We start from the raw sequence: 21,190 nt of genomic DNA on the forward strand, positions 1-21,190 counted from the left end.
TGGGGTTTTTTAGGAATTAATACATCTCTCTTTAACAACCACTGTATACTTACCACATCTTGTAAATACTTAATGTAATTTCTAATATGACTTGATTTGGCCTTACTTGCATCATCAATCTTAAACTCGTTTTATAAGTACATTGCGAAGAGTTAAAGTGTTTGTTCTTAACTTGCGAGGTTTTTCTTGGATAAATGTTTAGAATCGCAATACAACATAAAAGAATCGATTTGATAGTCCATTTCGCTCATACTCAAAAGAAAAAGCACCTCCTAAATTATCGAGTTTAATACAAACTCAATAAACTAAGAGATGCTTTTATAAATTGCTATTTAAAATATTGTTAGTTGGTCAGTAAAGTTATCGGCTACATCACTTGTGACAAGTTGTAAACAATTTACCGTTTCTCTAAAACCCTCTCCTACCAACAGCCCTAACCCTCTCAAGAAGCCTTATGTTCCAGCCTTAATTTATCTGCCACAATCGCGATAAATTCTGAGTTAGTCGGCTTTGCTTTGGACATGCTGACAGTGTAGCCGAATAGGGATGAGATGGAGTCGATGTTGCCTCTGCTCCATGCCACTTCAATAGCATGACGGATTGCCCGCTCGACTCGGCTTGCTGTTGTATTAAATTTCTTTGCGATATCTGGATACAATACTTTTGTAATGGATCCTAATAATTCGATATCATTATAAACCATGGAAATGGCTTCGCGTAAATAGAGGTATCCTTTAATATGGGCAGGAACTCCAATCTCGTGAATAATACTTGTAATGCTTGCGTCCAAATTCTTCGTTTTTGGTTCTTGTGTTTTGAAAGAAGAAGAAGATTTTCTGACAAATCCGGTTGTTTTGCCACTTACTTGGCGAATATGGCTTGCTAAATACTCCATATCAAACGGTTTTAAAATAAAATAAGAGGCACCTAATTCAACCGCTTTTTTTGTAACATCTTCTTGACCAAAGGCAGTTAACATAATCACGTTAGGCATAGGTTTATTCATTTGGCGCATTCTTTCTAATACGGCTAAACCATCTAAATGAGGCATGATAATGTCTAGCACCATCACATCTGGTTCAAGCTGCTCCACTAGTTCTAAACACTCCTGGCCGTTATGCGCTACACCAATTACTTCCATGTCGTCCTGAGCATCTATATACTCTTCCAATAATCCTACCAGTTCACGATTGTCATCAACAATGCATACTTTTATTTTCTTCAACGATTGTTTCCTCCCTCAATCCAAATGTCTCTAATTTTATCTATATTTTTATTCTAAAGGACATTTTCGACAAAGCAACCAAAAATCCTTTGATTTTATAAAAAAAACTTAAAAAATAGGAAAAACCCTATTAATTCTCTCATTTTCTCACGTTTTCGACTGATTTCGATACATTTCATTTTTTTGTCGAAAAATCTTTATGGCTATATTATACACAACACTAGCCTATAGCAAAAGCAATCAAGTTACTTATCTTCCATATAGCCAAACACTTCTTTATTTGGAAGAAAAAATTATGACTTTTTTATGAATATTTTCTTGTTGGGATACAACTTTATACGGTATTATTAAAGTTGGACAAAAAAACGTCTAGTTTTTTTGTTTTTACCTTTATCTGCATAAAACAGATAAAGGTTGCACAAATTTATTAAGTATTTGTGTTTTCATTTTCCCAAAGTATAGAAAGGATTTTTTTATGGAGAACGTCACTAAGGAAAACAACACTTATAAAATACTATGGAAGCTAACGAGACCGCATACGTTAACAGCTTCTTTTGTACCAGTTTCCATTGGTACGGTATTATCTTTCCCTCATGCCTCAACAAACTGGGGTTTATTTTTTGCCATGATGTTTGCTTGTTTGATTATTCAAATCGCAACCAACTTATTTAATGAGTACTATGATTATGTAAGAGGAATTGATACTGCTGATTCAGTAGGAATAGGCGGAGCAATTGTTCATCATGGGATGAAGCCAAAATTAGTTTTAAATATGGCGATCAGCCTATATATACTTGCACTACTTTTAGGTATTTATATTTGTTCTAATACTTCTTGGTGGATTGCATTAGTCGGCTTACTCGGTATGGCGATTGGCTATTTATATACAGGAGGCCCGCTTCCAATAGCTTATACACCTTTTGGAGAAGTGTTTTCTGGTATATGTATGGGATGTATCTTCATCCTTATCTCTTTCTTTATCCAAACAGGTCACATTAGCCAAGAAAGCATCCTTATTTCTGTTCCAATCGCTATTCTTATTGGTGCGATTAATTTATCGAATAACATTAGAGATATTGAAGAGGATACATTAGGCGGCAGAAAAACGATTGCTATACTTATCGGCTTTAACAAAGCGGTTAACCTACTTGCGGCATTATTTATCTTATCCTACCTCTGGATTATTATTTTCGTTGCTCTCGGTTTCTTTAGTCCTTGGTTATTAATCGTACTGCTTAGTTTCAAAAAACCATTAGATGCCATTAAGGGCTTCAAAGGAGATCGAAGCCAAACACCGATTGCCATGAAAAACACTGGTTTAACAAACACCATGTTTGGATTGTTTATCACAGTTGGTTATTTGTTAGATTTTATCATGCAAAATATGTAGTAGTATAATGTCTCATGTAAAAGGATTGTCGATTCATCCTTTTACATGAGACATTTTAATTTTTATGAAGCTTTTTGCCCTTTTTCATATATATCGATACCTGCCTCATTTAACATCCATTCAATGTGAACTCCATATCCGCTTGTCGGATCATTTACAAATACATGGGTTACAGCACCAATGACCTTACCATCTTGAATAATTGGACTTCCGCTCATTCCTTGAACGATACCGCCTGTTTTGCTTAATAATTCTTTATCTGTCACTTTGATGACTAGCCCTTTTGTTGCAGGATACTTTTGAGGTACAGAGCTTACTACTTCTATATCAAATAGCTTCACCTGATCATTATCCACAACCGTTAAAATTTGCGCTGGTCCTTCTTTCACTTGGTCTGATAACGTAATCGGCATCGGCTTATCCATTATTCCATTTTTAATTTGTTTATTTAATACACCAAATATTCCAAAAGGACTATTTGTTTTGATATCCCCGATTATTTCTTTATCTTCTGAAAATCTCGCTAATTTTTCACCAGGATTTCCGTTACTTCCTTTTTCAATACTTGTTACAGTAGATCTTAGTACTTCTCCATCATCCACAACGATTGGTTTTTTTGTATCCATATCTGAGATTACATGTCCTAAAGCTCCATATTTCATGGAATCTGGGTGATAGAAAGTCATTGTTCCAATCCCAGCTGCTGAATCCCTTATATAAAGCCCTAATTTAAATATGTTATCCCCTTTTTCCTTTAAGGGCATTAACTTTGTTTTAAACTCCTCTTTCTCTCTTTTTACAACCAACTCTAAAGGTTTGTTTCCTTCGCCTGCTTTTTGAACAAAAGGTGCTACATCTGCCATTTTTTCTATTTTCATTCCATTTATTTCGACTATCATATCGCCAACTTTTATCCCGGCCTTTTCACCAGGTGATTGCTTTCCTTCTTCTGTATTTACCTGATGGTGCCCAACCACCAGTACGCCAACAGTATTTAGTTTCACCCCAATGGACTGACCACCGGGAATTACTTTAAAGTCTTTAAGAACATTCACATCCACTTTTTTTATTGGAAAACCTGCAAGTTCAAGCATCATCTCATCTTTCCCACTAACTTTTCCTTGCAAGGAAAATTTCCCTTTTTCTTGACTTAATGCAACAACCGAATCTTCGTCTGCCACATTTGTTGTCACAGAAATCGCCTCACTATTGTTGATCTCCATTGATTGTCCTTCAAACAATGTAATGCTTTTTGGGATATGAAGATATTCTTGAAATGATTGATTACATACTAAAGATATTAATGAAACAAGGAGAATCCCACCAATTATTTTTCTAAGGATATCACTTTTCAATTCACTTCACTCTCCTCGCTTCTTTTCACCACTACTTCTCCGGCTACATTTATAAGTTTGCCTGTAACAGCATCATTTATAACTGTTAAAAATTTTAAAAACCTACCCATAATGGATAATCCTTGCAATTAGTTTCCCAGGCACCATTAAATAGACAACTCTTCATAAGAATAAAATAAACCTCTGCACATATACAGAGGTTTTACGTGTCTATATTTTATTCTTAGCTTTTTGCGCTAATTTTAACAGTTCTTTTGCATGTTTTTTTGTTAATTCCGTAATTTCCGCTCCTGAAATCATTCGTCCGATCTCTTTTACCTTATCTTGCTGCACTAATGGTGTGACAGACGTAGATGTGCGGCCATCCTCAATTTTTTTTGCGATAAATAAATGGGTATCTGCCATTGCTGCCACCTGCGGCAGATGGGAAATACAGAGCACTTGAGAATCAACCGACACATGGTGGATTTTTTCAGCGATTGCTTGTGCTACTCTTCCACTCACCCCAGTATCTACCTCATCAAATATGATGGATGTCACCCCTTGATGCTTAGAGAAAATGCTTTTTAAAGCAAGCATCATTCTGGAAAGCTCTCCACCGGACACAATTTTGGATAGTGGTTTTAACGGTTCTCCAGGATTTGTAGAAATGTAAAATTCCACTTCATCTATCCCTTTTTTCGTAACATTGTTCTCATCAGCATGAATTCTTACTTCAAAAACAGTCTTTTCCATGTAGAGTTCTTTTAATTCTTGATGAATACTATCTGTCAGACGAAGAGCTGCTCTCTTTCTTAAGGCAGTCAATTCCTTTGCTTCCACTAAAAGATCTTTTTTAAGAGAAGCTAACTCCTTTTCCAATAAATCGATATGGGTTTCTTTATTTTGTAATGTTTCTAATTCTTCCTCTATTTTTGCAGCATACTCTAGGATCTCTGCTACTGTTTTTCCATATTTGCGTTTTAAGGTATTGATTTCATTTAGTCTTGTTTCAATCTCATTTAACCTTTCGGGGTCATATTCTAGGTAATCTAAAGCACTTCTCATCTGTCTTGCAATATCCTCTAAAATATAATAGCTATTGGAGACAGACTCAGCCATATCCTTGTATTCAGTGTCTAAGCTTGCAGCTTCCTCCATATTCCCCATGACCTCACCAAGCCAATCCAGCCCTTTTTGTTCTCCCCTAAGAGCAGTATAGCCTGTTTGTATGCTATCATAAATTTTCTCGAAATTGCTTAATTTCTTCCTTTCTTCTAACAGCTCATCATCTTCATTAATTTTCAAATGAGCACTTTCAATTTCATTAAACTGAAATTGTAATAAATCAAGTCTTTGAGCCATTTGCTGTTCATTTTCTGTTAAATTCATTAGTTTCTTTTGAGTTTGAGTATAAGAGCGATAAATTTCTTCATATTCTTCTAAAACAGGAGCTAATTCTCCCATTGCAAAAGTATCCAGCAACTGTAAGTGCTTCGTTTCATCCATTAATTCTTGATGTTCATGCTGACCATGAATATCAATTAAAGTGGAACCTATTTCTCTTAATACAGCGATTGTGATAAGCTTGCCATTTATCCGGCAGACACTCTTACCAGATAAAGCTATATCTCTTCTTAATACAATAGCACCCTCATCTATATCGATACCAAACTCATTCATTTTTTGAAAACAAGGATGACCGTCTTCTATATAAAATAGCCCTTCTATTTCTGCTTTTTCTTCTCCATGGCGAACAAATTCCGCCGAACCGCGTCCTCCAACTAATAAATTGATCGCATCAATAATGATAGACTTTCCTGCACCTGTTTCACCAGTTAATACGGTCAGTCCCTTTTTAAATGATATGGATAGACTTTCAATGATTGCAAAATTTTTAATCGATAATTCACTTAGCAATTAATGTCCCCCCAAATTAAAGCATATCAAGAAAACGATCACTAATTTTCTTGCCATCATCTGCAGTGCGACAAATAATTAGACAAGTATCATCTCCACAAATCGTTCCTAATATTTCATCCCAATCAAGATTATCAATTAATGCTCCGATCGCTTGTGCATTCCCTGGCAGTGATTTTAGGACAAGCAAATTTTCAGCTGAATCGATTTTCACAAAGGAATCCATTAACATTCTTTTTAATTTTTGTAATGGATTAAAGCGCTGATCAGCTGGTAAGCTATATTTATATCTGCCATCCTGAAGTGGCACTTTCACTAAATGCAGCTCTTTAATATCTCTTGATACAGTAGCTTGTGTTACATTATATCCAGCACTTTTCAGTTCATCTACTAATTCGTCTTGTGTTTCGATATCATTATTCGTAATGATTTCTCTTATTTTTATATGCCTCTGGCCCTTATTCATATATTCCATCCTTTATCATTGGTTATCATTTTTATTCCATATGTATCACTTTTTATTAAAAGTATTTGTTCCTTATCATACGTTCATTCGATTTTTTTAGACAATCTTCCTTTTATCTATTTTACCGTGTTTGTTCGTCTTTTTACAAGAACAAAGAAAACAAATTACATCTCCGCTCTATCTTTATTCATGATAGACAAACCAAAAAGGGTCAGCCTGCATGGAGAACCTTTCTATTAGCATCCCACGTTACTAATAGTTCTCTTGCTGCAGTCAAACCCTTTTACATAGCTTATTCTTCCGTTTCTTTTTTTGCTTTCAATTCGGAATGTGCCGCTTCTACCGTCTCTTTTATTTGAAAATAATGCGTTTTTTCCTCTGCACGCTCATCCCAATAGAGGTGGAGTAAAAATTCAATATTTCCATCTCCGCCTGTAATTGGTGAAAATGATAGGTTTTTAACAATATATCCTTCTTCTATAGAAAAAGCTATAATTTTCTCTAAAACGGACTCATGGACTTTACGGTCTCTGACAATCCCTTTTTTCCCAACTTGTTCTCTTCCAGCTTCAAATTGCGGCTTCACTAAAGCAATAACATCACTGCCGGATACTAATAGTGTCTTTAAAACTGGTAAAATTAGCTTTAGCGAAATAAAAGAAACATCAATTGAAGCAATATTCGGCATCTCACCTTTTAAATCGACAGGAGTTACATAACGAAAGTTGGTTCTTTCCATGACAATCACACGTTCATCTTGTCTAAGCTTCCACGCTAATTGATTATAGCCTACATCTAAGGCATAAGATTGTTTTGCACCATTTTGCAGGGCACAATCCGTAAATCCTCCTGTCGAGGAGCCAATATCAAGTAAGACTTTATCTTTCATATCGACATCAAATATTTTAAGTGCCTTTTCAAGCTTTAAGCCACCTCTTGACACATATTGAAGTGTCTTTCCTTTAACAGATAACTTAGAATCTGTATTTATTTTTTCACCGGGTTTATCTAGTCTATTCTCTTCACAGTAGACAATCCCAGCCATTACAGCTCTTTTTGCCTTTTCCCTTGTTTCGAATAAACCTTGCTCAACTAATAATACATCAATTCTTTCTTTCTTCATGAATGCTCTAAGCCCTCTTTTGTTTTTTTCTAGCAATGGCTGAAATTCTTTTTACAACTTCCTCTTTTGTTAAATTTATTTCTTCTAATAATGAATTTACATCTCCATGTTCAATAAATTCATCTGGAATTCCCATGCGATCTATTACATTTGCTCCAAAACCATGGTCATGGGCATATTCGATACAATAACTTCCAAATCCGCCTTGCAGTACTGCTTCTTCAATCGTTAAAATTGGTATTTGCTTTTTCAATAAGTCAGAAAGCATTTTCTCGTCTAACGGCTTAATGAATCTCGCATTTACCACTTTAACATGAATCCCTTGTAATTCAAGCTGGCTGGCTGCTTCCATTGCCATTTCAATCGTTGTTCCAAATGTAAGAATTGCAGCATCAGAACCTTCTCTTAATACTTCCCATGTACCAATTGGAATCGTCTTTAATGTAGAATCAAGCTCCACACCAATCCCATTTCCCCGCGGAAATCTCATCGCAATTGGGCCATCATTGTACTGGATAGCCGTATTTACCATGTGCTGCCCTTCATTTTCATCCTTTGGCATCATTAAAACCAAGTTTGGCATATGACGTAAAAACGCAATATCATAAATACCTTGATGGGTTTCTCCATCTGCTCCTACTAAGCCGGCACGATCGATGCCAATAAAGACATTTAATTTCTGGCGGCAAACATCATGAAGCATTTGATCATATGCTCTTTGTAAAAATGTCGAATAAATGGCTAAAAACGGCTTCATTTTTTGTGTGGCAAGTCCAGCTGCTAATGTTACAGCATGCTGTTCCGCTATCCCGACATCAAGCATTCGACTAGGAAATTCTTTTGCAAATGATTCCAATTTTGAACCAACTGGCATGGCAGGAGTAACAGCAACGATTCGCTCGTCTTTTCTTGCCAACTTTAACACTGTATCACTCACTAGTTTACTCCATGCAGGTGCAGTGATAGCAGGTTTTACAAAATCTCCTGTCTCAATCTTATAAGGACCTGTTCCATGCCATGTACCGATTTTATCCTTTTCAGCTGGAGAAAATCCTTTGCCTTTTTTCGTAATGACATGCAGTAAAACTGGGCCAGATGTTTTCTTTGCATAGTTTAACTGTTCAAATAAGTCGTTATAATCATGACCATCTACTGGACCTAAATACGTAAAACCTAACTCTTCGAAAAAAACACCGGAAACTAACAAATATTTAAGACTATCTTTAATTCTTTCAGCAGTTGCAGCCATCTTGCCACCTACGGCAGGAATTTTCTTTAAGAGCATTTCTAGTTCATCTTTTACCCATTGATACTTCCCAGCAGTTCTTAATCTGCCTAATACTTGGTGAAGAGCACCAACATTTGGAGCAATCGACATTTCATTATCATTCAAGATAACAATCATGTTTTTCTTTTCATCGCCAATATGATTTAGTGCCTCGAGAGCCATACCCCCTGTTAAAGCTCCATCCCCAATAATAGGAATGATGTAGGAATCTTCCTTTTTTAAATCTCTTGCAACAGCCATACCCATTGCAGCAGATAAGGAAGTAGAGCTATGACCTGTTTCCCATACGTCGTGCTCACTTTCATTCATTTTTGGAAAACCACTTAAGCCTTTGTATTGTCTAAGCGTATCGAAATCCTTAGCACGGCCAGTTAATATTTTATGAACATAAGATTGGTGACCTACATCCCAAAGAAATTTATCCTTTGGGCTATCAAAACATTTATGAAGAGCAATGGTTAATTCCACCACTCCTAAGTTCGGACCAATATGGCCGCCAGTTTGAGAAAGTCTATTAATTAAAAAGTGACGGATATCTTCACTAAGGATATTCAGTTCCTCGTTCGATAATCCTTTTAAAAATGCTGGATTTTCTATTGACATTAAATCCATTTGTAACAACTCACTTTCATTCAGTATATAACCAATAAAGCGATGAAAACCACTCATTAATTGGTATATCTTCCTTCCGTTTAACCATTTCTTTTTGTCAAGATTGTATTATATATTAGAATACCTTATTTTTATCAAAAAACCTAATTTATTCGTATTATTAAATATGTATTATACCATTCCTTCACTGATAATAGTAGTAATTCTACATAGTTAGCACACAGAAGACTTTCCGTGCTTAAAAGAAGGATGCCTCAAAGCGGAGCATCACTAGCGCATTTTACAAATTTATCTTTTGAAAAAGCTCTAGTGATGTCAAATATTGAGACACCCTGATATGTGTTATTCGTTATTCTAAATTTCCCTTATATATATTTCGCTTAGTTTTATTATATACCATCTATAAAAAGCTTTTAAACCGTTTAAAGAGGATATTTTAATTATTTCTATAGGCAATTAAATCTGTAATTTCTTCTAATAGAAAGCGATCAAAATTTAAACCGGCTAGAAGACCTTTAGCCTGTTTAATATGCAAATCCAATTCTCTTTTTGCTCCATCCATAGTTAATATTTTCGGATAGGTGCTTTTGTGGTTATCCATATCGCTGCCAATTGGCTTTCCAATCACTTCTTCATCCCCTTCTAAATCGAGAATGTCATCTCTAATTTGGAAGGCTAAGCCTAGATGATAAGCAAAACGTTTTAATGTTTCTAACTCCGCGTCAGCAGCATCTGCTAATATCGCGCCAATTAAAATACTTACTTCTATTAGCTTTCCTGTTTTATGTAGATGTATATGTTCAAGATCTCTTTGATTTAAAGTCTTGCTTTCCCCTTCAATATCGGCAATTTGTCCACCTACCATCCCTTCTGCTCCAGCTGCTTTTGCTAAAAAGCCAATACTAGTAAGAATCTTTTCAGATGGAATATTTTGTTTTGTCATATATGTCATCATTTGAAAACTATATGTAAGAAGTGCATCTCCTGCTAGAATAGCTGTCGCTTCTCCGTAAACTTTATGATTCGTCGGTAAGCCTCTTCGCAGGTCATCATCATCCATACTTGGTAAATCATCATGAATCAAAGAATACGTATGAATCATTTCAATGGCAGCTGCTGGAAGCAAACCTTCAAGTGGATCTTTTCCAAATGCTTGCAGGGTAGCAAATAAAAGCAGCGGCCGGATTCTCTTCCCCCCTGCATTTAGGGAATAGAGCATAGAATCTTTTAAACTGGAAGGAGCATTAAGCTTTTCGACATTTTTCTTTAGTTCTTTTTCCAGTACTTCTTTATAGTTTTTTGTAAATGCTGACAAAGAAATTTTATTCAAGTGTTATTCCTCCTCAGCGATGGAAAAAGGTTGTTTTTTGCCGTTTTCTAGCACTACTTCTGCTAATTGTTCTTCGACATTTTTTAATTTTTCATGACAGTATTTAGAAAGCTCCATTCCTTTTTTATACGTGTTGATAGCCTCTTCTAATGGAACATCTCCTTCTTCTAGTTTTTCAACGATTCGTTCTAATTCTTCCATAGCTTCTTCAAAGGTTGGCTTATTTTCTCGATTAGTTGCCATGTTTATCTCTCCTTTATCTCCATAATTTCTGCCTCTACCGTACCATCAGCCAAGTTTAATTCAATATGCTCCTTAGGCTTAACTTGCTTTATACTAGCTATTAATTTCCCATTTTGATCATATGCTACATTGTAGCCTCTTTCCATTATTTTCAACGGACTTAATGCATCCATCTTTCCTATTGTCGAAAGAAAAGACTGCTTTTTTGCTTGAAGAATAAGCTCCGTATTACGAATCATGTTTTTTTGTAAATTAGCCAAATCTTGTTGGGCCTTCATCACATATTGATGCGGGTGATTCCTTACTAGCTGCTTTTTTATTAATTGATGCTGATTATTCTTTTGCTCAAAAACTCTTTGAACATTACGTATTAATAATTCTGTCTGTTTGTCTAATTGCTCCATTTTTTGATCGTATAAAACTTTAGGATAACGAAAAGCATAGGAACGTTTAATTCTATTTAAACGTAACTTTTGCAATTCTACTTTTTCTTTTATCCCTCTTATTAAACGGCTTTGTCTAGACAAAATCCTTTCCACCAGCTCATCGATATGAGGAACAGCGAGCTCTGCTGCACCAGTTGGTGTCGGTGCCCGCATATCTGCAACGAAATCTGCAATGGTAAAGTCTGTCTCATGACCGACAGCAGAAATAATGGGAATTCTGGAAGTGTAAATGGCTCTAGCAACGATTTCTTCGTTAAAAGCCCATAATTCTTCAATGGAACCGCCACCCCTGCCTACTATGAGGACATCAATTGCAGGAGACTCCTGTTCATTCGCCTGTTGAATCGCCTTTACAATAGAAGGAGCCGCTGTTTCACCTTGTACTAACGCGGGGTAAATCTGGATGTTAGCAATCGGATAGCGTCTTTTAATGGTTGTAATAATGTCTCTAATTGCAGCGCCAGTCGGTGAGGTAATAACACCAATTGTTTTCGGATATTTAGGAATTGTCTGTTTATGGTCTGCAAGAAACAATCCTTCTTGTTCCAATTTAGCTTTCAACTGCTCATAAGCTAGATAGAGCTGACCAATTCCATCTGGCTGCATATCAACCACATACATTTGATATTGACCGCTTGATTCGTATACGGTAATACTTGCTTTAATCAGCACCTTCATCCCATTTTCAGGCGTAAACTTCATTTGCTGATTATTCCGGGCAAACATAACTGCTAAAATTCTGGCTTTTTCATCTTTTAAGGTGAAATACATATGCCCACTTGAATGCTGCTTAAAATTGGATATTTCCCCTTTTACCATGACTTGCTGTAAATGAGGATCTGCATCAAATTTTCTTTTTATGTATTTCGTCAAAGCATGTACTGTTAAATACCGTGATTCCATTTATAAAAACTCCTTATACAGGATGGAAAAAGGGGTGTAGTATCATACACCACATCCCTTAATCATTCATGTTTATAGGTTATAGAAGGAAACAATTTAGGATGATAACAAATCTTATTTGCCGATATTGCATAAAAGATTTACATTGTCCACTAATCAGCTTTTTTCATCAAACCAACGTTTCTCTTAATATTACTGATTTTCTTTTATCTTAGATAATAATCCATTAACAAATCTACCAGATTGATCATCACCATAAAGTTTGGCAATCTCCACTGCTTCATCAATCGCAACATTTACAGGTACATCATCTGCTTGTCCATAAATCATTTCATATGTGGCTAGACGTAGAATGTTTCGGTCTACATTTGCAATTCTTTCTAGCGTCCAATTTTCTAAATATTGCTTTATGGTTTCATCAATAGAAACTTGATTATTTAATACCCCATCCACTAATTTTGTAAGGTAGGGATCAGATTTTTCTCCTTCTAATACATGCTCTATTGCTGTTTCTTTGTCTATATCACTAATATCAATTTGAAATAGTGCCTGTAAGGCCTTTTCTCTGGCAGTTCTTCTCTTCATTATTTAAGCTCCTTTAAAATCCTTCCATAGGTTTAAGACAACCTATTTATCTATGCTACATGAATAATAGCATAAATAAAAACAAAACTCTATCTTACGAGAAAAAAACCTATAATTAGTTTACTATTCTGGTCATTCTCACAAAAACAAAGGCTGTCCATAGAAAAAACTTATAGAAACTAAGAGGAAGACCTATTAGTTTCTATTTTATTCTTTCCTGTTCAGCCTTTGTTATTTAAAGTCATTCTATGCTAATTTTTAGGGAGTATTATTCCTTACATTTCTTGCTGTAATTCAGGTTCTTGTTTTGCTGTTTCGAACTGAACACCAACAATATGAATATTTACTTCCTCTGTTTCCAACCCAGTCATATTGATTAATGTTTGACGAATATTATCTTGAATCTGCTGAGCAACATGCGGAATAGATACACCAAAATTCATTACGCAAAATACTTCTACTTTTATTCCTTCTTCACTGAGGTCGACTTTTATCCCTTTGTTATGGAGCTTTTTTCCGAACTTTTCCACAACGCCAGTTGCAAAATTGCTTCTCATTTGAGCTACACCTTCTACTTCAGAAGCAGCAATACTTGCGATAACCTCAATTACTTCAGGAGCAATTTCTACTTTTCCTAGACCAGTATACTCTTGGTTCATTTCTAAACTTGTTGTTTCGCTCATTACCTATTCCTCCTTTTAATCTTCTGATTTCATTAAATCATACATTTCTAAAAACTTTGTGTTGAAGTTGCCTGCCACAAACTTTTCATGATTAAGGAGATTTAAGTGAAACGGAATCGTAGTATCGACACCTTCGATTACAAATTCACTCAGTGCTCGTTTCATGCGAGAAATAGCTTCTTGTCTAGTAGATCCATAGGCAATCACTTTCGCAATCATACTATCATAGTACGGTGGGATCGTGTAACCAGGATAAGCAGCTGAATCAATACGTACTCCTAAACCACCTGGCGGTAAATACATCTTAATTTTCCCTGGTGAAGGCATGAAATTTTTCGCAGGATTTTCTGCATTGATACGGCATTCAATTGCCCAGCCAGTAAATGTAACATCCTTTTGATTATGTTCAAGAGGTTTACCTGATGCAACTAGTATTTGTTCTTTAATTAAATCAATACCTGTTACCATTTCTGTTACTGGGTGTTCTACTTGAATACGCGTATTCATTTCCATGAAGTAAAATGCTTGATTCTGATAATCAAAGATAAATTCAACAGTTCCTGCACCTGTATAATTTACTGCAGCTGCAGCTTTTACAGCAGCATCTCCCATTTTCGCCCGCATTTCTTCGGTTAATACTGGAGATGGTGTTTCTTCCAACAGCTTTTGTAATCTTCGCTGAATCGAGCAATCTCTTTCGCCTAAGTGAATGACATTCCCATAATTATCAGCAAGCACTTGTACCTCTACATGGCGGAAGTCCTCGATATATTTTTCTAAATAAACACCTGCATTACCAAATGCCGTTAATGCTTCTTGCTGGGTAATGTTAATCCCCTTAATCAACTCTTCTTCCGTTTTGGCTACACGGATACCTTTACCGCCGCCACCAGCTGTAGCTTTAATAATTACTGGATATCCTATTTCTTTTGCAAGTTCCATTCCCTCTTCTACATCTTTAATAATGCCTTGGGAACCAGGTACGATTGGCACACCAGCCTGTCGCATTGTTTCTCTTGCAACATCTTTTGTCCCCATTTTATTAATAGCCTCTGGACTAGGTCCTACAAACGTGATTTTGCAATCTCTGCAAAGTTCCGCAAAATCAGCATTCTCTGCTAAAAAACCATATCCAGGATGGATAGCATCACATCCTGTTAAAGTTGCTACACTAATTATGTTTGTAAAGTTTAAATAACTGTCTTTTGAAGCTTTCGGTCCAACACAATATGCTTCATCTGCAATTTGGACATGTAAAGCCTCACGATCAGCTTCTGAGTATATAGCTACCGTTTGAATATCCAGCTCACGACAAGCTCTGATGATACGAACAGCTATTTCTCCTCTATTTGCGATTAATAGTTTTTTTATCATGGATTAACCCCTCTTTGTTACGCCTTTACTAGGAATAATGGTTCCCCGTACTCAACAAGTTCTCCATCTTTTACAAGGATTTCTACAATTTCGCCATCTACTTCTGCTGTAATTTCGTTAAATAATTTCATCGCTTCTACGATACAAACAACAGAATCCTTTGTAACCTTATCCCCCACTTTTACAAATGCAGGAGAGTCTGGAGAGGCTGATTGATAAAAAGTTCCTACCATTGGAGAAGTAATTTTATGTAAGTTATCATCACTTGATTTTGCAGGTGTGTCTGCAACTACACTTTCCACTGCTACTTCTTTTGTTGCTTTTACTTCTTCTGGTTGAAATGTTTTTGTCACAACTGGAGCTTGTGCTGCTATTTCCACCATGTTCTTTTTAATTTCAACTTTCACGCCATCTTGTTCATATAAAAAATTGCTAATAGTCGATTCATCTATTAATTTTATTAGTTCTTTAATTTCTGAAATCTTTAACATATAATTGCACCCCTTAAAACATTCTATTAGGACTAGATACTAATATCATACGATAAGACCTTATGATAATTCAATAAGCATCTTTAAAACATGACTTTTTTGCTACTAAACCTTTTTCCATATTTTTCTCAGAAAGTTAAATCTGTAGGAAATCATCTCTCTTTCTCCCTACTTATCATACCACTATCTTTATAAAATAACTATTCAAAGCTAACCAATTAATCCGAAATCGCTTACTATTATATTTACTTTAAAAAGAGCAAAAATTAATTATCGTGAGGAGGAATGAATAGCAGAAGTTTTTCTCTAATAACCATTATTTTAAAATTCCATGCTTATTCCTTTAACGAGGCTGCTGCTCTTCGGACGCTTTACCAAATTTACTCTTCAATAGTGATAAGATTATGTTAGAGGAAATAGTTGTATTCTTCTTCCTGCTGCTTTTAGTTATTTAAAAAACTGTAGTCACTTTCTAGCAGTGATCTACAGTTTTAAACGTACTATTCGCTTTTCCCCTCTTCTTGTCCTTGCTGCTTCACAGCTCTATTTATTTCGGATCAATTTTTACCGCAACATTTGCATTTGGTGCATCCATATTTTTGCGGACTAGCTGAACGATTTCATTGGCAGCATCTGCAGAAAGTTCTTCTGCTTTCACTGTTACTTTTACTGTGCCATCATCAGCAGTCTGAACAAGTACATCTTCATAGTTTTCTGCTTTAATAAGGCTTTCCATTATCTTTTCATTATCTGTCATTTCTTGTAGTTCGTTGATTTTTTCAGTTGCTTCATTTTTTTCTTCTGCAGTTTTATCTTTAGATCCTTGAATAGTTACTAACTCTTCTTTCATTTTGTCACGTTGTTCCATTAGATCTAGGCGCATTTGTTCAAATACTGCTTCAGAATCAGTAGTAGTAACCGTGCTTTCTCCTTTGCTATCTTTCGCTGCTTCTTCTGCATCATTGCTTTTTCCTTTATTATTATCCTCTGTTGCTGCAAATTCATTTACACGGGATTCCGGTGAAGTAATATAGTATACCGATAACACCACTACCAAGCTTAACATTGTTAACAACCATACCGTTTGCTTTTTTAATAACATCTATTCTTCCCCCTTAGTTTTGTTTAGGTTGTACAGAAACTCTATGACTAGGAACATCCAGCGCCCGAGTAACTGCTTCTACAATCATCGTTTTTACTTTTATATCTCCAGCTCCTTTTGCAACAACGAGAACTCCTGCAATTTTAGGTTTCATCGTCTCCACTACAAGCGGAACTTGTTTATCCCCATTCGGTACTAATACAACTGTTTCTTCATTCGATGTTTCTTCCACATTTCGATTCCCTCCCTGAGTATCCTTTTCTTCTGTTTTCTGGATCGTTTGGGATTGGTTTTTTTCATATACTTTCTTTTCTGATCCTTCTATATTTACATAGACAATAGCGTCTTTAACCCCTGCTATCGCTGATATGGCTTCTTTAATTTCTTTTTTATATTGTTCTTCATAATCAGCAATGGTTAAATTACTACTATTGGCTTTTTGCCCAAATGTCTCTTCCGCCTCTTCAGAAGATGCTTCATTATTATAAGCAGCGACTTCTTGAGCTTTATTGTCTTTAAAGAACATATTGCTTAACAGCATAATGGCTGCTCCAAATAATACAACGATGACAATATAAGTGGTTTTCCCCTGTTTTTTTTCGTTTCCGTCGCTTGACAGAACATTTTTCAACCAGCTTAATGGCCCTTTGTCCTTTTTATCCATTTTTCCCCTCCTCCCCTCCTTCGTACATAATTACAATTGCATCATTTCGCACTTCCCACTTTTCAGAAAGAAAGGAAATAATACTTTCTGTGTCCATTTGCTTTGTTTCCTTTTTATCAAGAAGAGGTTGCTGTGTATCAATTCGAACAGGGTTTACAGCTTCCACAACATTATTGGGATCCTGGCTTTCCTTCATATGAATAACCATTTCAGTTAGATTTGCAGGAAAGCCACCCTCTTTTTCTTTGTCAATTGATAATTGAATTGAATTAATCTCCATTCCGTAATTTGCTATCAACTCCTCATTTGCATCCTCTTTTAATTGGACAGCCATTTTATTTAATGTATATTCATCAAGTGAGGCTTGTATTTCTCTTTTTTTTAATTCAATGGAATTATTCATATTTTTTTGTTCAGGTTCACCCATGGCACTAGCTGAAAACACTGCTTCAAAGTCACTGGATATCAGCTTAAATACAGGTGTTAAAATGACGGTTATTAAGAGCAGGCCTGCGACCATCTTTGCATATTTCTGAAAGGTAGAGTTAGGCAGTAGCATATCTACGACCGTTGCTAACAAAATAAATAGAATAATATTTGTAACCCATTCTGTAATAAAATTCATTCTTTCGCCCCCTTTTTACCTAACCATCATCGTTAGATTACTAGCAACAATGATCACTGTAATGCTTAGAAAAAACATCAGGGATACAATCGCAAGTGCCGCAAAGACATAAATGACACTTTTACTAATAACATCCAAACATTTAATAACAGGCCCGCCGCCAATTGGCTGTAGAATCGCTGCTGCAAATTTATAGATAAAAGAAATCATTAAAATTTTTATGGCTGGAAAAGCTACGAGAAGAAGGAGAATAACTACTCCTGCGATTCCAACCGTGTTTTTTAATAATAACGAAGCATTAATGACTGTATCTGTTGCATCGGTAAACATTCGTCCAATCACCGGGATGAAATTACCAGTTACAAACTTAGCTGTTTTGATTGTAATTCCATCCGTGATTGCAGAAGATGCTCCTTGCACAGAAATTACTCCTAGGAAGATAGTTAAGAAAATCCCTAGAATCCCAATACTAATATTACGCAGCAAATTAGCTAGCTGAGTAACTTTATATTGTTCGGACAAACTGCTGACAACATGAAGCAGCGTTGATAAGAATAATAAAGGCAGCACAATATATTCAATTAACATACCGCTTGTATTCATCAAAAATAATATAACCGGATGGAAGAATGCAGCAGATATGGCACCGCCAGAGGCTGCCATAAGCGCCAGCAATAGCGGGACAAAGGCTAATATAAAATGAGTCATATTCGAAATAGCATCACTGGCATAAGTGATAGCGACATGGAAGCTATTTAATGCCAGAATAATTAAAACCATAAAGACAATCGCATATGCCACCTTACTGATGGAGCTTTTCTCAAATGAATTCTGAAGCATTTGAAGCATGACACTAAAAATAGTCAGTAGAATTAACGAACCTAATAATTTGCCATTTACAATAATCTCGTGGAAAGCAAATTGAAGCATTCCATGGAAGAACCCTTGTAAATCAAAGTTTTTATTCCCTGTCATAAAATCATATAGACTGCCTTTTTGACTTTCTGGGAGAAAACCACCATACTCTGTTTTAATGGAATCCCAAAAAGTTGTTAATTCATTGAGATCCAGAGATTCTAGTTGAGATTCAACTAATTTTGTCGGATCCATTCCTTCTTCCTTTATTTCTTCTGCTTCTTGAGAGTCTGGTGATTCATGAGGTGAGGCTTGTACAATCGGTTGATATAGAAAAAAGAGAGCTGCCATAACGAGTAGGACGACTTTCAGCTTTGTTTTCAATTTTTTCACCTCGAAATAAGCGGTTTCCTAAGTTAATTGGGAATCATATTTAAAATAGTTTCAACTAAGACGGTTAAGATCGGAACAGCCATTGCCAATATCAATATCTTCCCTGCTAGTTCAATCTTGGATGCGATTGATCCTTGTCCCGCATCTTTTGTAATTTGCACAGCAAATTCTGCAATATAGGCAATACCAATTATTTTTAGAATCGTTTCGACATAAACGGTATTTACTTTTGCATTCAATGCGATCCTTTCCACCATTTGGATGATTGCAGCTATTTGGTCTACAAGAAAAAGAAAGATGGCACAGCCGACAAAAACAACTAATAAAAAGGCGATATTTGGCTTTTGTTCTTTTACAACGAGTGCTAAAAATGTGGAAACAAGTGCAATTCCAACTATTTGAAGAATTTCAATGATGATATCCTCCTTTACCCTTGGAATAAAAATACTGCTTTGATTTTCTGGAATAAGTCATTTACAATATTCGCTACCATAAATAGAATGTAAATAAATCCAAATAATGTAACCCACTGTGCATATTCTTTTTTGCCGACTTGGTCGAGGATTGTGTGTAAAAAAGCAACAACGATTCCAACACCAGCGATTTTGAATATAATATCGACCTCTAAACCCATAAAAGTCTCCTCCTAAACTACATCAATAAAATGACAATCAGCAGACCCGAAAGAAATCCTAAGCTCCTTATCATTTTTTCATATTTCCCTTGTATTTCCCTTGCTTCCTCTTCTTCTCTTTCCAGATGGGTAAGTGTTAACATAATCTGCTTCTGCTGGGAAAAACGATCATGTCTTCCTAATGTTTCTCCAAATTGTTTCATAATTTCTAATTCTGAATCCTTCATCGCTGTTTTTTTCCAAATCTCATGCAAAGAGGCTGTCCATGCCTCTTTCACTGTTGTATCCTCTTTAAGCAGGCGTTCTGCAAAGCTCGCAAAAAAGGAACGTAATGGTTCACTTAATTGTTCAGCTAATCGTCTACTCGCTTCATGCAAGGGGGTATGTCCATACATAATCTCCGCCTCTAAAGATTGCAGAGCAGATTTTAAAGCGCGAATTTGCTTTGGTCTTTGACTTAATAGCTTGGAAAATTCCATTCCACCCCAGCTTGTAGAAGCAAGGATCAAGATTGCACCAATTATTTTAATCATTTATTTCACCTTCATTTCATCCATCAATAACTGGCCTTGTCCATTTTTTATCGCTGTCACAGTCCCAGGACCTTTCCTTCTATTTAATTCAATATATCGTTCGAATATGCCCATTTTTATCATGCTAGAAAGCAATGGTCGTTTTTTTACTTCTTCCAAGCTTGAACCATGTGTAGTCATTATTAATTGAATACCTGCATTCACTGCTTCTAGTATTGCTTCTTCATCCTCTTTCCGACCAACCTCATCCACTATGAGGACGTCTGGACTCATGGAGCGAATCATCATCATCATTCCTTCTGCTTTTGGACAAGCATCCAGTACATCTACACGGGGACCAAATGTCATTTGTGGAATACCATCCAAGCATCCGGCAATTTCAGACCGCTCATCCACAATTCCTACTTTAGCTGGTTTTAACAAAGTATTTTCCGTATCAGAAGAAATCAATCTAGCAATATCCCTCAATAAAGTCGTTTTCCCGGTCTGTGGAGGGCCAATAATCATCGTATGACGCCATTTCCCTTTATCATATAAATAAGGAATAAATGGGTTAGCAATGCCAATTTGCTCCTTTGCAATTCGAATATTAAAAGATGCTACATCCCTTATTGCCTTAACTTTGCTATCTTGTAAAATGACCTTGCCTGCTAGTCCAATCCGATGTCCACCTTGAATAGTGATATATCCTCTTTTCAATTCTTCTTCCATTGTATAGACCGAATACTGACTGATTTTATTCAATAATTGGTTCCCATCCTCTTTCGAAACAATAAATGGAAAAAAGATAGAACGTCCACTTATAAATACTTCTAAAGGTCTACCTATGCGAACTCGAATCTCTTCCATCCCTAATCTTTCTGATGGAGGGATTGTGAGAATATGATTTTCGATTGCTTTAGGCAAAAAAGAATAGATAGTATTCACAATAGTTCCTCCTTAATGAAATTTCCTAGTTTAAATTGGCTGCT

At 35.9% G+C, this 21,190-nt stretch carries 22 protein-coding genes; 1 reads left to right on the forward strand and 21 read right to left on the reverse strand.

Annotated elements, in window-relative coordinates:
• Positions 1-442: 442 nt before the first annotated feature.
• On the reverse strand, positions 443-1,225 hold the full coding sequence (gene spo0A / locus NSQ92_RS13390; protein ID WP_047941117.1) for a sporulation transcription factor Spo0A: 783 nt from the start codon (positions 1,223-1,225) through the stop codon (positions 443-445).
• A gap of 475 nt (positions 1,226-1,700) precedes the next feature.
• Between spo0A and NSQ92_RS13395 the strand changes: the two genes are divergently transcribed.
• On the forward strand, positions 1,701-2,615 hold the full coding sequence (locus NSQ92_RS13395; protein ID WP_047941118.1) for a 1,4-dihydroxy-2-naphthoate polyprenyltransferase: 915 nt from the start codon (positions 1,701-1,703) through the stop codon (positions 2,613-2,615).
• A 62-nt stretch (positions 2,616-2,677) separates the two neighbouring features.
• Here NSQ92_RS13395 and spoIVB read toward each other — a convergent pair whose 3' ends face one another.
• The 20 genes from spoIVB to spoIIIAA form a co-directional block, all read right to left on the reverse strand.
• The gene (gene spoIVB, locus NSQ92_RS13400) at positions 2,678-3,970 is read right to left on the reverse strand and encodes a SpoIVB peptidase (RefSeq protein WP_144545220.1); all 1,293 of its coding nucleotides are present in this window, start codon (positions 3,968-3,970) and stop codon (positions 2,678-2,680) included.
• A gap of 210 nt (positions 3,971-4,180) precedes the next feature.
• Positions 4,181-5,869 carry a DNA repair protein RecN gene (recN, locus tag NSQ92_RS13405; protein ID WP_061798446.1) on the reverse strand — a complete coding sequence of 563 codons (1,689 nt, stop codon included), beginning with the start codon at positions 5,867-5,869 and terminating at the stop codon, positions 4,181-4,183.
• 16 nt (positions 5,870-5,885) lie between these two features.
• A complete protein-coding gene (gene ahrC, locus NSQ92_RS13410; RefSeq protein ID WP_047941121.1) occupies positions 5,886-6,335 on the reverse strand; it encodes a transcriptional regulator AhrC/ArgR in 450 nt (149 codons plus the stop codon).
• A 292-nt stretch (positions 6,336-6,627) separates the two neighbouring features.
• The gene (locus NSQ92_RS13415; protein ID WP_047941122.1) at positions 6,628-7,458 is read right to left on the reverse strand and encodes a TlyA family RNA methyltransferase; all 831 of its coding nucleotides are present in this window, start codon (positions 7,456-7,458) and stop codon (positions 6,628-6,630) included.
• 7 nt (positions 7,459-7,465) lie between these two features.
• Complete coding sequence (gene dxs / locus NSQ92_RS13420) at positions 7,466-9,358, reverse strand: 1-deoxy-D-xylulose-5-phosphate synthase (protein ID WP_047941356.1); 1,893 nt, start codon at positions 9,356-9,358, stop codon at positions 7,466-7,468.
• A gap of 436 nt (positions 9,359-9,794) precedes the next feature.
• On the reverse strand, positions 9,795-10,688 hold the full coding sequence (locus tag NSQ92_RS13425) for a polyprenyl synthetase family protein (protein WP_047941123.1): 894 nt from the start codon (positions 10,686-10,688) through the stop codon (positions 9,795-9,797).
• A 3-nt stretch (positions 10,689-10,691) separates the two neighbouring features.
• Positions 10,692-10,931, reverse strand: coding sequence for an exodeoxyribonuclease VII small subunit (gene xseB, locus NSQ92_RS13430; protein WP_047941124.1), 240 nt, complete (start codon positions 10,929-10,931; stop codon positions 10,692-10,694).
• A 2-nt stretch (positions 10,932-10,933) separates the two neighbouring features.
• Positions 10,934-12,280, reverse strand: coding sequence for an exodeoxyribonuclease VII large subunit (gene xseA / locus NSQ92_RS13435; RefSeq protein ID WP_047941125.1), 1,347 nt, complete (start codon positions 12,278-12,280; stop codon positions 10,934-10,936).
• 192 nt (positions 12,281-12,472) lie between these two features.
• Positions 12,473-12,865, reverse strand: coding sequence for a transcription antitermination factor NusB (nusB, locus tag NSQ92_RS13440; protein ID WP_047941126.1), 393 nt, complete (start codon positions 12,863-12,865; stop codon positions 12,473-12,475).
• Positions 12,866-13,140: 275 nt separating this feature from the next.
• Complete coding sequence (locus NSQ92_RS13445; protein WP_047941127.1) at positions 13,141-13,548, reverse strand: Asp23/Gls24 family envelope stress response protein; 408 nt, start codon at positions 13,546-13,548, stop codon at positions 13,141-13,143.
• A 15-nt stretch (positions 13,549-13,563) separates the two neighbouring features.
• Entirely contained in the window at positions 13,564-14,922 is a 1,359-nt protein-coding gene (gene accC, locus NSQ92_RS13450; protein WP_047941128.1) for an acetyl-CoA carboxylase biotin carboxylase subunit, read from the reverse strand.
• A 17-nt stretch (positions 14,923-14,939) separates the two neighbouring features.
• Complete coding sequence (gene accB, locus NSQ92_RS13455; protein WP_047941129.1) at positions 14,940-15,413, reverse strand: acetyl-CoA carboxylase biotin carboxyl carrier protein; 474 nt, start codon at positions 15,411-15,413, stop codon at positions 14,940-14,942.
• A 547-nt stretch (positions 15,414-15,960) separates the two neighbouring features.
• Positions 15,961-16,515: a SpoIIIAH-like family protein gene (locus NSQ92_RS13460; protein ID WP_047941130.1), complete on the reverse strand. Its 555-nt coding sequence runs from the start codon at positions 16,513-16,515 to the stop codon at positions 15,961-15,963.
• Between the two features lie 13 nt (positions 16,516-16,528).
• Positions 16,529-17,179 (reverse strand): stage III sporulation protein AG, encoded by a 651-nt coding sequence (gene spoIIIAG, locus NSQ92_RS13465; RefSeq protein WP_047941131.1) that lies wholly within the window; start codon positions 17,177-17,179, stop codon positions 16,529-16,531.
• Entirely contained in the window at positions 17,172-17,804 is a 633-nt protein-coding gene (gene spoIIIAF, locus NSQ92_RS13470) for a stage III sporulation protein AF (RefSeq protein ID WP_061798454.1), read from the reverse strand. Before spoIIIAF ends, spoIIIAG begins: the two co-directional genes overlap by 8 nt.
• A 15-nt stretch (positions 17,805-17,819) precedes the next feature.
• A complete protein-coding gene (gene spoIIIAE / locus NSQ92_RS13475; RefSeq protein WP_047941133.1) occupies positions 17,820-19,052 on the reverse strand; it encodes a stage III sporulation protein AE in 1,233 nt (410 codons plus the stop codon).
• A gap of 23 nt (positions 19,053-19,075) precedes the next feature.
• Positions 19,076-19,471 (reverse strand): stage III sporulation protein AD, encoded by a 396-nt coding sequence (gene spoIIIAD, locus NSQ92_RS13480; RefSeq protein WP_047941134.1) that lies wholly within the window; start codon positions 19,469-19,471, stop codon positions 19,076-19,078.
• Between the two features lie 8 nt (positions 19,472-19,479).
• Positions 19,480-19,686, reverse strand: coding sequence for a stage III sporulation protein AC (spoIIIAC, locus tag NSQ92_RS13485; protein ID WP_016204918.1), 207 nt, complete (start codon positions 19,684-19,686; stop codon positions 19,480-19,482).
• Between the two features lie 17 nt (positions 19,687-19,703).
• Entirely contained in the window at positions 19,704-20,219 is a 516-nt protein-coding gene (gene spoIIIAB, locus NSQ92_RS13490) for a stage III sporulation protein SpoIIIAB (RefSeq protein WP_047941135.1), read from the reverse strand.
• Positions 20,220-21,146 (reverse strand): stage III sporulation protein AA, encoded by a 927-nt coding sequence (gene spoIIIAA, locus NSQ92_RS13495; protein WP_047941136.1) that lies wholly within the window; start codon positions 21,144-21,146, stop codon positions 20,220-20,222.
• Positions 21,147-21,190: the final 44 nt, after the last annotated feature.

The sequence above is a fragment of the Niallia sp. FSL M8-0099 genome (assembly GCF_038006945.1).
GTDB lineage: Bacteria > Bacillota > Bacilli > Bacillales > Cytobacillaceae > Niallia > Niallia circulans.